Consider the following 12,959-nt stretch of genomic DNA (forward strand, 5'->3'; position numbering starts at 1 on the left):
GTCGTCACTACGAGATCGGGCATGCTCCGGCATCGGGAAATTTTTGAAACGGGAAAATGATGAAACCTCGAATTGGCATTGTTGATCTTGATACGAGTCATCCGGCGGCGTGGATTCCGGTCGAGCGCGAGCTGGGCTGTGAGATTGCCGGCGTGTGGGATGGCGGCGCGGTGCACCCGGCGGGCTACGCGCAAACGTTCGCGGCGGAGCATGGCATCGGGCGGGTATTCGGGTCGCTCGGGGAAATGGCGGGCGAGGTCGATGCGGTGATCCTGCACGGCTGCGACTGGGACACGCATGTCGAAAAGGCGCGTGTGTTTGTCGAGGCCGGCAAGGCGGTGCTGATCGACAAGCCGATGGCGGGCAACGTCGCCGACCTGCGCCGGCTGGGCGACTGGGTGCGCGGCGGAGCGAGGATTTTTGGCGGATCGTCGTTGCGTTATGCGCGGGAACTGACGGCCTGGCAGGCCCGGCCGGTCACGGAGCGGGGCGAGCCGCACACGGTGCTGAGCGGCTGCGCGGTCGATGACTTCAACTATGGCATTCACGCCTACACCTTCGCCTGCGCGGCAATGGGGCCGGGCGTGCGCAGCGCGCGCCACCTGGGCGATGGCGCGCAGCAGCGGGTGGAACTGCGCTGGCAGGATGGGCGTGTGGCCTGGGTGGTGATGGGTGAACAGCCGGGAGGCTGGCTGCCGTTTTACGGGACGATCGTGACCGAACGGAGCGTCGTTTCCCTGCAACCGGCGACAGGAGACCTCTACCGGGCGTTTCTCGAGCGCGTCATGCCATGGTTTTCGGGAAAAACGGACATCCCGCCTTGCCCGTTTGAGGCGTTGATCGAGCCCGAGCTTGCGGCCATCGCCGCCTTGCAGTCGCGGGAGTCGGGCGGTCGCGAGGTGTTGCTGTCCGGGATTTCCGGGAGCACGCGCTACGACGGCGCGCGGTTTGCGCAAGGCTACAGAAAAGCGCGGTATGGTTCAGCCTGAGCAAGACGATCTTTCGATGAAACACCAGTCGGTATCTGATAAAACGGTACGGTTCGGGCTGATCGGCAGCGGCGGGATAGCCGGCGTCCATGTGGAGGCGCTGGCGCGTATTCCGGCGGCGAGGCTGGCGGCGATCCATTCCCCCGACGTGAAGCGGGCGCGGGAACTGGCGGAGCCGGCGGGAGCGCGGGTGTGCGCGACGCTCGGCGAGTTGCTGGCAGCGGAGACCGGCGTGGAGGCGGTGCTGATCGCCAGCCCGAGCGGGTTGCATGCGGAGGGAGCGTTGCCGTCGCTGCGGGCGGGGAAACACGTGCTCTGCGAAAAGCCGCTGGAAATCACCACGGAGCGCGTGGCCGGCATGATTGCCGAAGCCCGACGCTCCGGCGTGCTGCTCGCCGGGCTTCTGCCGCTGCGCTGCGGGGCGGGCGCGCGGCAGATCCGCCGGGCGATCGAGGCCGGGCGGTTCGGGAAACTCACGTTCCTGAGCGCGCGGATCAAGTGGTGGCGGGAACCGGCCTATTACGCAGGCTCTCCCTGGCGCGGCACCCGGGCGCTGGACGGGGGCGGGGCGCTCATGAACCAGGGAATCCACGCCGTGGATTTGCTGCAATGGCTCGGCGGGCCGGTCCGCGAGGTCTGGGCCTTTTCGGACCGGCTGGTGCATGCGGGTATCGAGGTCGAGGATACGCTGGCGGCGGGACTGCGCTTCGAAAACGGCGCGCTCGGCACGATCGAGGCGGCCACCACGTGTTATCCGGGACTGGATCTTTCGCTGGAAATTTCCGGCGAACGCGGCACGGCGATTCTGGTCAACGACCGGATCGAGTGCTGGCGTTTCGCCGACGAGCGGCCGGAAGACGAACGCATCCGGTCCGGCGAGGCCGGCGGCGAAATCCGGGGCGGCTCGGCGGACCCGAAGGCGATTTCCTGCGAAGGTCACCGGCAGCAGATCGCGGCGTTTTGCGAGGCGATCCAGGGAAGTTCCCGGGAGGGCGTGATCGACGGGCGGGAGGCCGGGGCCGCCGTGGCGATCATCGAGGCGGCTTACCGCTCGACGGCGTCGGGCCGGGCGGAGCGGGTGACTTTTTTCGCATGAAGAACCATCGTTTCCTGTTCGCGGGGTTTCGGCACCCGCACATCTCCGGTTTGTACGACCGGGTTTCCGCTCATCCGGACTGCGCGATCGCCGGCGCCTGGGAGGGCGACGGGGCCACCCGCCGGCAACTGGCGACGGAGGGCCGGATCGACCTGACGCACGAGGATTTCGGGACAATGCTGGCGGAGGGTGGCGGCACGGTCGTGGCGATCGGCGATACGTATGGACGGCGCGGCGCGCTGGCGATTGCCGCCTTGCGGGCGGGTTGCCATGTCATCTCCGACAAGCCGCTGTGCACTCGAATGGAGGAACTGGAGACGATCGCGGGGCTGGTCCGGGAAAAGGGACTTTCGGTCGGCTGCCAGCTCGACCTGACGGAGGCCCCCGTCCTGCGCCGGCTGCGCGGTTTCGTGCGGCGGGGAACGCTCGGGAAGGTGCAGACGGTGACCGTCCTCGCGCAGCATCCGTTGCGTTACGGATCGAGGCCGGGCTGGTATTTCGAGCCGGGCGGGCACGGCGGCACGCTCAACGATATCGGTGTGCATGTTTTCGATCTCCTGCCGTGGCTGACCGGATCGCCGTGGCGGCGCATCCTGACCGCGCGCGACTGGAACGCGAAGGCGGCGGAAGCGCCACATTTCCGGGACTGCGCGCAACTGCACGGCGTGCTGGAGAACGGCGCGGCGTGTTTCGCCGACGTATCCTACCTCGCTCCCGACCGGGCCGGGTATTCGCAGAGCCAGTACTGGCGAATCACGGTGCATGGCACGGCCGGCATGGCGGAGGCCAGTTACGGAGCCGGGACGCTCACGCTGGTGACGGATGCGGACGAATCCGCGCGGGACGTCACTGCCTCGTCCGCGCCCGACGGCGAGCGCGACTGCCTGCAAAATTTCCTCGACGAAATCGAGGGGAAGGGGGCAGGGGGCATCGAAAAACTCACGACGGAAAACATCCTGAAAACCTCGCGCCTGGCGCTGGAGGCGCAGCAGCGGGCGGCAAGCGAATCATGAAAACCGGACTTCTCGAAGCAGGCGTCGCATTTGTCGAACAACCCTTCCTGAAACCCCTGCAAATCAGCTCGGGCCTGATCACGCAGGCGACGGAGGCGCGGGTGAGCGTGCGGGTGCGCGTCGGCTCGCGCGAGGCGACCGGGCGCGGATCGATCTACCTGAGCGACCTGTGGGCGTGGCCGGGCGTGTCGCCGGACCGGGCGGCGAAGGATGCCGCCATGCGCCGGCTCTGCGAGCGCCTGGTGGCATCGCTGGGCGACGCCTGCGGCGGCGAGGCGGAGCATCCGCTGGAACTCGGGCTGCGGTTGCATCACACGATCTCGGCGCCGGATTTGTGTCCGGAGATGCCGTTGCTGGCGCGCGCGGTCTGTGCGAGCCCGTTCGACGCGGCGATTCACGACGCGGCCGGGCAGGCGCTCGGGGTGTCCGCGTTCCGTTTCTACGACGAGCCGGCGGCGATCCCGTCGGCCGACGCATGGTTTCCCGGAGAATCGGCGTGCGGGGCGATTCGCCGCGCGCTGCGGCCGCCGGTGTCGTCGCTGGATGCGTGGTGGGTGGTGAGCGCCAGGGACGACCTGGAAACGGCGGTGCGACCGGCGGTGGAGCGAGGCGGTATCCGCTGTTTCAAGATCAAGGTGCTGGCGAAGGACAACGCCGCGGATGCCGCGCGCACCGCGGAGGTTTTTCGGGCGGCGCGGAGTTGGGGAATCGCCTCGCCGGTGCTTTCCGTTGACAGCAACGAGGGGAACCCCGACGCGGCCGCCGTGCTCGATTATCTGGACCGGCTGGAGGCGCTCGATCCGGAGGCGTATTCGGCGCTCGATTACCTGGAACAGCCGACCGCGCGCGACATTGCGGCCCATCCGTTCGACTGGCGCGCGGCGGGCGAGCGCAAGCCGGTGTTCCTCGACGAGGGGCTCACCGGCCTGGAGCTGTTGCCGGTGGCGAAACAACAGGGCTGGAACGGATTCGCGCTGAAGACCTGCAAGGGGCACAGCTTCACGCTCGTTTCGGCGGCCTGGGCGCTGGCGAACGGGATGGAGCTGTCGTTGCAGGACCTGACGAATCCCGGGTTTTCGGCGATCCATGCGTTCCTTGTCGGCGCACATCTGCCGACGCGCAACGGCGTGGAGCTCAACTCGCCGCAATACACGCCTGCGGCGAATGCCCCCTGGCTGCCGCGCCTGGCAGGGTTGTTCGCCGTGCGGGACGGAAGGCATCGCATGGAGGGAGCCGGCGAAATTCGCGGCCTGGGTTCGGAGCTTTGACCGGGGAAACGCCGCCGGTGGCGGATCGCGGCAGATCGTGATCAGCCGACGGCGGCGAGGCGCTCGATGGTGTCGGGCGCGACGACACGGTCGATGTCGAGGAGGGTTTTGACGACTCCCTTGATCTTGGCGAGGCCGAGCAGATAGCTCGTATCGATGCGGACTCCGAAGTCGGGTGTGGGCTCGATTTCCTGGGCGCCCAGACTGACGACTTCCTCGACACTGTCGACGATGAGCCCCATTTGCACAGGAGCGCCACCGGCGAATTTTACCTGGACGACCACGATGCAGGTGCGCTCGGCGAGCTCGGCGCGGAGTCCGAATTTCAGCCGCAGGTCGATGACAGGAATCACCCGGCCGCGCAGATTGATGATGCCCTTGACGTAGCCAGGCATCTGCGGCACCGGGGTGATCTTCTGCATGCGGATGATTTCCCTCACCTTCAGCACGGCGATGCCGTAGGCCTCGTTGTCGAGCACCACGGTGAGGTATTTTCCGGCATGCGCGGAGGTGCGGGTCTGGGTGGTGTTGCTCATGGTTGATCCGGATGGCGGGTGAAAAGGGAGGTCACCTGCGATATCGGATTATCCGGGGAGACCTTTAGCCCGAATTGCCTATTTCACCCCGCGCGATGAAGCCGCTCAAGTAAACGGCTGCGGAGCCGAACAGTGTATCCGGAAAATAAAACGACCGTCCGTCTTTACCCTGTGATGAGAATGCCTGTCCCGATTGTCCTGTTTGCGCTGACGCTGTTGCTGGCCGCCTGTTCGTCCGGTCCGGTGGCCATGCGCAACATCGGAGCGGCCAACGGGTGCATGATCGACGCCGTGCGCTACAAGGATGCGCTGAAGGTCAGGGATGCGATGGAGGGCGTCCGCTGGGCGGAGGTGCTGGCGGTGTTCTGGGATGCCCGTCCCTCGAAAAATGTGCTCGGGCACGCGCTGTGTGTTTTTGAATACGGCGGCTCGACCATGGTGTACGATCCGAGTTTCGGAACCAGCGTTCTGGTGAAAGGGCGGATCGAAAAGAACCCGAGGCTGCTCGCCGAGCAATGGGTGCTGAAAGAGCGAATGATCGGGCGGTTTCCCTGGAGCGGCGAGATCCTGAATGTCACCCGGTTCGAGGATGACGGGGTGTGGGGGGCGCGCGATGCCGGTGGCGGTCCGGGCATGGCGGCCGCGCAATAAGGCGCGCGGCGAAAGATTCCCTCAAGTTTTCCGGTGTCGTGACGAGGAAAAGGCTGCCGCCGGCGCGGCCTTTTTGCACCACCCATGTCCTTGTCTTCCGATACGCTTGCCTCTCTCGACGATCTCTGCAGCCGGCTGGCCGGCGAATCCGTGCTCGCGAGGGCGGGGAACGATGAAGGCCTGATCCCCGTCTTCAGCCTCGTCGGCGAAATGCGGGAGTCGGTCGCGGGGGTCTCGCGGCTGGAAAATCCGCTGAAAGCGCTGCAGGCGTTGCTCGGCGCGCGACTGGATGGCGGGCTGCCGTTCGACGAGGCGACCCTGGCGGAAGTGCGACGCATCGCGGAGTGGCTGCCCGGAGCGATCGCGGCGGCGGCGGGCGGCGATGACGACGGGAAGGTCGCCGCCGCGGCAGGGGAGGACCGGTTGCTCGAACTCAACCTGGCGGAGAACCGCGAGCTGCTCTCGGAGTTTCACGCCGAGGCGCTCGATCATCTTTTGCAGATCGAGGCGGCGTTGCTCACGCTCGACGCGACGCCGGGAGACCGCGACGCGCTCGACAGCCTGTTCCGCTCGTTTCACACCCTCAAGGGCGTCTCCGGTTTCCTGCATCTGGCGCCGATGCACACGCTGACGCACGAAGTCGAGTCGCTGCTCGACCGGGCGCGCACCGGGAAGCTGAGGCTCACGCCGGAGATCATCACGGAAATCCTGCGCAGCCGCGATGCCGTGCAGGCGATGGTGGGGCAGATCACGGCGGCGCTCGAGGACGGGCGCGAACCCGGAGAGGCGGTGCGCGTCTCGCACCTGATCGATGCCGTGCGCCGGCTGGCTGCGGGCGGCGACTCTCCGGCCGCGGACGCGCGGCCGGCGCCGGAGCCGGAGCCGGCGGAGCAACGGCCGCCGGCGAACGATCTGGCGGCCTCCACCCCGTCCGCATCCGGCAGCGCGCAGGCGAACGGTTCCGGCGCGGCGAACGGCGCGGCCATGGCCTCGACGGTGCGGGTGAACACCGAAAAACTCGACTCGCTCATGGACGTGGTCGGTGAACTGGTGATCGTGCAGAGCCAGTTGCAGGAGTCCTCGCGCGGACCCGGCGGCGACGGTTCGCCGCTGGCGCGCAACCTCGCGCAGCTCGGCCGCATCACCAAGGACCTGCAACACACGGCGATGGCGCTGCGCATGGTGCCGATCAAACCGATGTTCCAGCGGATCGGGCGTCTCGTGCGCGACCTCTCGCGCGAATGCGACAAACGGGTGCACTTCATTACGGCCGGCGAGGACACGGAGATCGACCGCTCGGTGGTGGAGGAGATCGTGGACCCGCTCGTGCACATGGTGCGCAACGCGATCGACCACGGGCTGGAACCGGCGGCGGAGCGCGCGGCCGCCGGCAAGGACGAGGCGGGGCGGCTCTCGCTGAAGGCGTTTCACGAGGGGAGCCATCTGGTGATCGAGCTGGCGGACGACGGGCGCGGCATCGACCCGGAAAAAGTGCTGGCGAAGGCGCGCCGGCAAGGCCTCGTCGGCGAGGGCGATTCGCTGGCGAGGGAGAAGATCATCGACCTGATTTTTCTCCCCGGTTTTTCGACCGCCGAAAAAGTCTCGGCCGTCTCCGGGCGCGGCGTGGGCATGGATGTGGTGAGGCGCAACATCGAAAAACTCGGCGGCCAGATCCAGATCGTCTCGGAAGTCGGCGGCGGTTCGCGGTTCGCCATCCGTCTGCCGCTGACCACGGCGATCATCGACGGCCTGCTGGTGCGCGTGGGCGAGGATCATTTCATCCTGCCGAGCCTCGCGGTGCAGATGGCGTTGCGGCCGGCGCGCGCGGCGCTGGCCACGATCCAGGGCCAGGGCGAGGTGCTCGATCATCGCGGGAAAATCCTGCCGCTCCACCGCCTGCACCGGCGTTTTGCGATCCGCGATGCAGTGGAGGATCCGGCTGCGGGCATCGTGGTCATCCTGGAGGATGCTGGCCGCGCCCGGGCGCTGCTCGTGGACGAACTCGTGAACAAGCAGGAAGTGGTCGTGAAAAATCTCGGCAGTTTCCTGCAAAACCTTCCCGGCGTGGCGGGCGGCGCGATCCTCGGCGACGGCAACATCGCCCTCATCCTCGACCCCGCCTCGCTCTGCGCGGCGTGATTCCGCCGGTCACCCCTTCCGGAGCAACGCCCTCCTTTTTTCGACCATGCCGCGATCGACGCCCCCTTCTCTCGATGACGTTTGCGAGCGCGCCCTGCAACTGCCGAGCGCGCCGACCTTGCTGCCGCGGTTGCTGGACGCGCTGGAGCAGGCGGACACCACCATCGACGAGATGGAGGCGGTGATCCGGGTGGACCCGGTGCTGGCCGGCTCGGTGCTGCGGCTGGCCAACTCCGCCCATTTCGCCGCGTCGGACATGCGCGTGGAGTCGTTGCACGAGGCGGTGCTCCGGCTCGGCCAGAAGGAAATCTACCGGCTGGCGGCGCTTTCCGTGGCGGGCTGCTGGGCGATGTACGAGACTGGCGGATACGGATGGGAGCCGGGCGATTTTTGCCGGGCGACGCTCGTCACCGCCGTGGCCGCGGAAGTGCTGGCCGGGCGGAGCGGGTGGGTAAAGCCCGAGGTTGCCTACGCGGCGGGGCTGGTGCAGGGACTTGGCAAGCTGGCCCTGGCGTGGAGTTGCGGCGGGGAGTTTCCCGCGATCCGCCGTTACCGGAAAAAACACGATTGCCTCTGGCCGGAGGCCGAGACGGCCGTGCTCGGCTACAACCACGCGACGGTGACGGCCGGGCTGCTGCGCCGGTGGCGTTTCCCGGAGATGTTTGTGGCGGCGGCGGAGAACAACCCGCCCGAGGCGTCCATGGACGCCCGCTACCTGCCGCTGGCGGTGCACCTGCACGCGGCAAATTACCTGGCGGCGAGCTTCGGGGCAGGGCAGGGGGAGGATGCGTTTCTGGTGCGGCTCAACGCGCCGCTGCTGGAGGAGTGGGGCTTTACCGCCGGCGTTCTGGAGGCGGCGCTGCCGGAAGTGTTCGGGCGGGCGACGCGGCTGCTGCGCGACAAGCTGTATACGGGGCGAATCGTGTTCTGATACCAACGGCCCCGAAACCTTCGGAATTAATAAAGAACCTCGGGGCAAGCCCCGAGGTATTGGAGCGGCGGCGGGGACGCCGCCGCTCCGCCAAACCGGATCAACCCATTTCCACGCAGGTGGTCCGGTCCGGCCGCCGGAGGGTGAGGCGGCCGGTGGCGAGGTCGAGGTGGAGGGTGCGGTTGACCACGCCGCCGGAGTCGTTGCCGATGATCGGGCAGCCGTAGACGGCCAGCATGCGCAGCACCGCGACAGTATTACGTTCACCGATACGAAAGACATCCGGGCCTCCCGAAACGCTCGCGCCGCCGGCGACGAAGAGCCGCAGCCGTCGGCGTTCGGTGCGGATGCCGGCGAGGGCGTTGAACAGCGCGGGGATGCCGCTGTCGGCAAACATCGCGGGCTGCTGCGCCGCCTTGTCGGGGGCGAGCGATGACTCCGGCAGCATGATGTGCAGGATGCCGCCGCCGCGCGCCGCCGGATCGAAAGCGACGACGGCCACGCACGACCCGAGCGCGTAGGTGCTGAGGGTGACGCCCGGGTTGTTGGAGACGGCGAGTTCACCCACGCCGATGATGACGCGTTGCGGGAAAAGGCTGACGGGTGCGGGTGAGCCGGGCATCGGTGGAATCAGGTGACCGCGCGGGCGGGCGCCCCGTCCGCCACCGCCCGGAGGAGAAAGTCGGGGATGTCGTCGAGCGCCACCTGGCGCTGCGCGGCTCCCGTTTCCCAGGCCACACGCGGCATGCCGTAGACGATGCAACTCGCCTCGTCCTGGGCAAACGTCACCGCCCCGGCACGGCGCAGCCGGAGCAGGCCGTCGGCGCCGTCCTTGCCCATGCCGGTGAGCACCCCGGCGATGGCATGCCGGCCGGCGCATTCGGCGGCCGAGCGGAAAAGCAGGTCTACCGCCGGACGCTGGTGCCAGACGCGCGGGCCGTCGACGACGCGCACGCGCCAGACGCCGCCCGCGGGAGCGGCGCCCGGCGGGCGGGGTTCGACGAGCAGATGGAGATTGCCCGGCGCGACGAGCGCCACGCCGGGCAGCAGCAGGTCGCCGTCCACGGCCTCGCGCACCTCGAACGCGCAGAGTTTGCCGAGGCGTTCGGCGAAGGCTCGGGAAAAGGTTGCCGGGATGTGTTGCACGATGGCGACGGGCGGCAGGCCGCCGGGCAGCCGGGTGAGCACCTGGCGCAGCGCTTCGGTGCCGCCGGTCGAGGCTCCGAGCACGATAAGCCGCCGGGGCGAGGGCGCCGGCCCCGCGTAGCGCAGGGGCGCGGCCGGCGGAGGGGATGGAGCCGGAAGCGGGGAGACGGAAACGACCGGTCCGCCGGGAGCGGGAACCGGGGCGGGGGCCGCACCCGGCCCCGGCGGCAGGGGGGGCGGGAGAGCGCACCGGCCGGGGTCGGGGGGCGTTGCCGGTTTCGCCGGGACGCCGGCCGCGCCGAACATGGATTCGCCGGGGCGCAACGCGCCCGCGTCTCCCCGGCGAACGCGCGCGTGCGCGGCGGCCTTGACCTTGGCGACCAGTTGCGAGCCCAGTTCGCCGAACGAGAAGGGGCCGTCGGGCTTGCCGATCACATCGACCGCGCCGAGCCGCAGCGCGTCCAGCGCCTGGTGCGAACCCTGTTGCGTGAGCGAGCTCATGATGACGACCGGCAAGGGATGCTCGGCCATGAGAATGCGCAGGAACGTGAGCCCGTCCATCCGGGGCATCTCGAGATCGAGCGTGAGCACGTCGGGTTGCAGCCGCAGGATCTTGTCGCGCGCGATGTACGGATCCATCGCGGTGCCGGCGACCTCGATGTCGGGATCGCGGGAGAGGGCGTCGCTGACGAGGTGGCGGACGACGGCGGAATCATCCACGACGAGAACGCGGACAGGTTTTCCGGGGCGGGGAGAGTGTGGCATCATTACCGGTCGTGTCGGGCGGCGGCATCGGGAGCGCGCCAGGTGGCGGGACGGATCATCCGGAGCGAATGGGAGAGGCCGGAGAGGCTTTCGGAGTGTCCGACCAGCAGCCATCCGCCGGGCACGAGCTGGCGGGTGAGGCGGCCGATCAGCTCCTCCTGGGTCGGTCGGTCGAAGTAGATCATGACGTTGCGGCAAAAAATGACGTGAAACGGTCCGGCAAACGGCGGCGCGCCGGCGAGCAGGTTGCTCCGGGCGAACTGCACGCGAGCGGCCAGCGCCGGGCGCACGCGGCAAAGCCCCTCCGCCGCGCCCGCGTAACCGGTTTCGAAATACGCCTTGGCCAGCGCCGGGTCCATCCGGGCGAGGGATTCGGGCGGATAGACGCCGGCCCTGGCCCGCGCGAGGACGCGCGCGGAGATGTCGCTGGCCTGGACGGTCCATGGCCATGCATCGGCTCCGTGCAGTTGCCGGTCGAGCGTGATGGCGATGGACCAGGGCTCCTCGCCGCTCGAACAGGCGGCGCTCCACACGCGCAGCGCCGGCCAGTGTTCGCGCGCGCGTCGCGCGAGGAGCTCGGGCAGGATCAGTTCGCGCAGGGTGGCGAAGTGGCTCTCCTCGCGGAAAAAATACGTGTGGTTGGTGGAGATGGCGTCGATCAGGTGCCCGACCTCGTCCTCCCCGCCGGGCGCCCGGAGGAGCCGGCAATACTCGCCGATCGAGGACAGCCGGGTGGCGCGCAGCCGCTTGCCGAGCCGGGCGGAGACAAGCTCCTGCTTGCCGGGTCCCAGGTTGATGCGGCTGCGCCGGTAAACGAGTTCGCGGATGAACTGGTATTCGGTGTCGGATATCACGATGTGTCTTGCGTCCTGCGCTTCCGGATATCGGCGCATTCCGCGGCAAATGAACCGCAAAGACTCCGCCACCCGGCAAAATCTGCCGCCAGCCTCGCCGCCGTCCGACGGGAACAGAGCGGGTTCGTCCTGTTTTATTTTTTATCAGACTCATATCCATTATGATGTGAATGTGATAATCCGCATGGCATCCGCATTGCTAAGGAAGGAGCGCGATGATCGAACCCGTTTTTCAGCCCGACAATTACCAGCTGGCGAGGAAGCTTCTGGATGCCGCCGTGCTGCGTCACGAGGCCATCGCGTCCAACATCGCCAACGCCGAGACGCCGGGTTACCGCCGGGTGGATGTCTCCGGCGACTTTGCGACGGCGTTGCGGGCGCGCTTCACGCAGGCCGCCGGCGCCGGGCCGGACGCGGGCCGCGCGAGCCTGGCCGACCTCGAACCCCGTCTGGTCGAGGACGCCTCCGTGCGCACGATCCGGCCCGACGGCAACTCGGTGGAGCTGGAAGGCGAGCTGCTCGCGATGAGCCGCAACAACGTCGAGTACAATTTCCTGGCCGACGTCGTCGGCCGCCACATCAAGCACCTCAAGCTCGCCATCAGCGGGCGCACTACCTGACCGCCGCCCTGTCCCCTTTTCCTTTCCGCACCCTTTCCCTCATGCAGCTCCTCACCGGCATCAGCGCCTCCTCCAGTGCGCTCAACGCGCAAAAAACCCGGCTCGACATCATCGCGCAAAACATCGCCAACGCGCACACCACGCGCGGCCCGGACGGCCGCGCCTACCAGCGCCAGACGGTGTCGTTCGAGGCCGAGCTTCTCGACCGGACCGGCCGGCTCGACGGCATGCCCCTGCGCGCGGTGCGCGTGAGCGGCGTGGGCAACGATCCCACGCCGGGCCAGCGCATCTACGATCCGCAGCATCCCGACGCCGACGCCGGCGGCATGGTGACGCTGCCCAATGTCAACCTCGCCTGGGAGATGGTCGATCTCATCACCGCCTCCCGCACCTACGAGGCCAATCTCGAGGTCGTGAAAAGCTCCCGGCAACTCGCGATGAAAGCGATCGAGATCGGCCAGTAATCCTTTCCCTCCTGTATCCGTTCCGTCAACACCACGTCCGCCCGCGTCTTTCCCTCCCATGCCTATCGTCGGAATCATCTCGCCCGCAGCGGTCCGCGCTCCCGGATTTCCCGAATACGACGCCCTTGCCCGGCTGGCGCCGGCCCCGGCGGCCTCTCCCGCGGCCGATACCGCCGGCCAGGCCTCCCCCGCCTCCGCGGCCAACGGCGCCGCCGCCATCGATTTCGGCGTATTGCTCGAAAAAGCGGTCAACGCCGTCAACGACCGCCAGCAGGCCGCCACGGAAGCCACCCGCGCCGTCCTGCTCGGCGAGAGCGACAAACTCCACCAGAGCGTGATCGCGGCGCAGGAAGCCTCGGTCGCCTTCAGCCTCATGGTCGAGGTGCGCAACAAGGTGGTCGAGGGTTACCAGGAGCTCATGCGCATGTCGATCTGAGCCGCCGCCGCCACCCGCCGATGTAACGTTATCCGATTCGCCGCCGCCTTC

At 68.1% G+C, this 12,959-nt stretch carries 14 protein-coding genes; 10 read left to right on the forward strand and 4 right to left on the reverse strand.

The window, feature by feature from the left end:
- Positions 1 to 59: 59 nt before the first annotated feature.
- From OPIT5_24760 to OPIT5_24775, 4 genes are read left to right on the forward strand one after another with little or no spacing between them, the layout of a single operon-like run.
- Positions 60 to 989, forward strand: a complete 930-nt coding sequence (locus tag OPIT5_24760; protein ID AHF92927.1) for an oxidoreductase — start codon at positions 60 to 62, stop codon at positions 987 to 989.
- A gap of 16 nt (positions 990 to 1,005) precedes the next feature.
- Entirely contained in the window at positions 1,006 to 2,085 is a 1,080-nt protein-coding gene (locus OPIT5_24765; protein ID AHF92928.1) for an oxidoreductase, read from the forward strand.
- Positions 2,082 to 3,098 carry an oxidoreductase gene (locus OPIT5_24770; GenBank protein AHF92929.1) on the forward strand — a complete coding sequence of 339 codons (1,017 nt, stop codon included), beginning with the start codon at positions 2,082 to 2,084 and terminating at the stop codon, positions 3,096 to 3,098. Before OPIT5_24765 ends, OPIT5_24770 begins: the two co-directional genes overlap by 4 nt.
- Positions 3,095 to 4,366: a hypothetical protein gene (locus OPIT5_24775; protein ID AHF92930.1), complete on the forward strand. Its 1,272-nt coding sequence runs from the start codon at positions 3,095 to 3,097 to the stop codon at positions 4,364 to 4,366. Before OPIT5_24770 ends, OPIT5_24775 begins: the two co-directional genes overlap by 4 nt.
- A gap of 41 nt (positions 4,367 to 4,407) precedes the next feature.
- Here OPIT5_24775 and OPIT5_24780 read toward each other — a convergent pair whose 3' ends face one another.
- Positions 4,408 to 4,902, reverse strand: a complete 495-nt coding sequence (locus tag OPIT5_24780) for a chemotaxis protein CheW (GenBank protein AHF92931.1) — start codon at positions 4,900 to 4,902, stop codon at positions 4,408 to 4,410.
- A 174-nt stretch (positions 4,903 to 5,076) separates the two neighbouring features.
- On the opposite strand from OPIT5_24780, the gene OPIT5_24785 reads away from it, so the two are divergent.
- The 3 genes from OPIT5_24785 to OPIT5_24795 all read left to right on the forward strand — a co-directional run bounded on the left by OPIT5_24785 (position 5,077) and on the right by OPIT5_24795 (position 8,623).
- Positions 5,077 to 5,553, forward strand: a complete 477-nt coding sequence (locus OPIT5_24785; GenBank protein ID AHF92932.1) for a hypothetical protein — start codon at positions 5,077 to 5,079, stop codon at positions 5,551 to 5,553.
- Between the two features lie 84 nt (positions 5,554 to 5,637).
- Complete coding sequence (locus OPIT5_24790) at positions 5,638 to 7,692, forward strand: chemotaxis protein CheA (GenBank protein AHF92933.1); 2,055 nt, start codon at positions 5,638 to 5,640, stop codon at positions 7,690 to 7,692.
- Between the two features lie 46 nt (positions 7,693 to 7,738).
- Positions 7,739 to 8,623, forward strand: coding sequence for a histidine kinase (locus tag OPIT5_24795; GenBank protein AHF92934.1), 885 nt, complete (start codon positions 7,739 to 7,741; stop codon positions 8,621 to 8,623).
- A gap of 100 nt (positions 8,624 to 8,723) precedes the next feature.
- Here the strand turns inward: OPIT5_24795 and OPIT5_24800 are convergent, their stop codons facing one another.
- Genes OPIT5_24800 through OPIT5_24810 form a run of 3 tightly spaced genes read right to left on the reverse strand, consistent with a single transcriptional unit; the run spans position 8,724 to position 11,427 of the window.
- A complete protein-coding gene (locus OPIT5_24800; GenBank protein ID AHF92935.1) occupies positions 8,724 to 9,245 on the reverse strand; it encodes a chemotaxis protein CheD in 522 nt (173 codons plus the stop codon).
- 8 nt (positions 9,246 to 9,253) lie between these two features.
- Positions 9,254 to 10,537 (reverse strand): chemotaxis protein CheB, encoded by a 1,284-nt coding sequence (locus OPIT5_24805; protein ID AHF92936.1) that lies wholly within the window; start codon positions 10,535 to 10,537, stop codon positions 9,254 to 9,256.
- The gene (locus OPIT5_24810) at positions 10,537 to 11,427 is read right to left on the reverse strand and encodes a chemotaxis protein CheR (GenBank protein ID AHF92937.1); all 891 of its coding nucleotides are present in this window, start codon (positions 11,425 to 11,427) and stop codon (positions 10,537 to 10,539) included. The genes OPIT5_24805 and OPIT5_24810 overlap by 1 nt, the downstream gene beginning before the upstream one ends.
- Before the next feature lie 176 nt (positions 11,428 to 11,603).
- Between OPIT5_24810 and OPIT5_24815 the strand changes: the two genes are divergently transcribed.
- The 3 genes from OPIT5_24815 to OPIT5_24825 are packed head-to-tail and all read left to right on the forward strand — an operon-like array spanning position 11,604 to position 12,908.
- Positions 11,604 to 12,008 (forward strand): flagellar basal-body rod protein FlgB, encoded by a 405-nt coding sequence (locus tag OPIT5_24815; protein ID AHF92938.1) that lies wholly within the window; start codon positions 11,604 to 11,606, stop codon positions 12,006 to 12,008.
- Positions 12,009 to 12,049: 41 nt separating this feature from the next.
- Positions 12,050 to 12,472, forward strand: a complete 423-nt coding sequence (locus tag OPIT5_24820) for a flagellar basal-body rod protein FlgC (protein AHF92939.1) — start codon at positions 12,050 to 12,052, stop codon at positions 12,470 to 12,472.
- A gap of 58 nt (positions 12,473 to 12,530) precedes the next feature.
- Positions 12,531 to 12,908 (forward strand): flagellar hook-basal body protein, encoded by a 378-nt coding sequence (locus OPIT5_24825; GenBank protein ID AHF92940.1) that lies wholly within the window; start codon positions 12,531 to 12,533, stop codon positions 12,906 to 12,908.
- Positions 12,909 to 12,959: the final 51 nt, after the last annotated feature.

Source organism: Opitutaceae bacterium TAV5 (genome assembly GCA_000242935.3).
In the GTDB taxonomy this organism is placed as follows: domain Bacteria; phylum Verrucomicrobiota; class Verrucomicrobiia; order Opitutales; family Opitutaceae; genus Geminisphaera.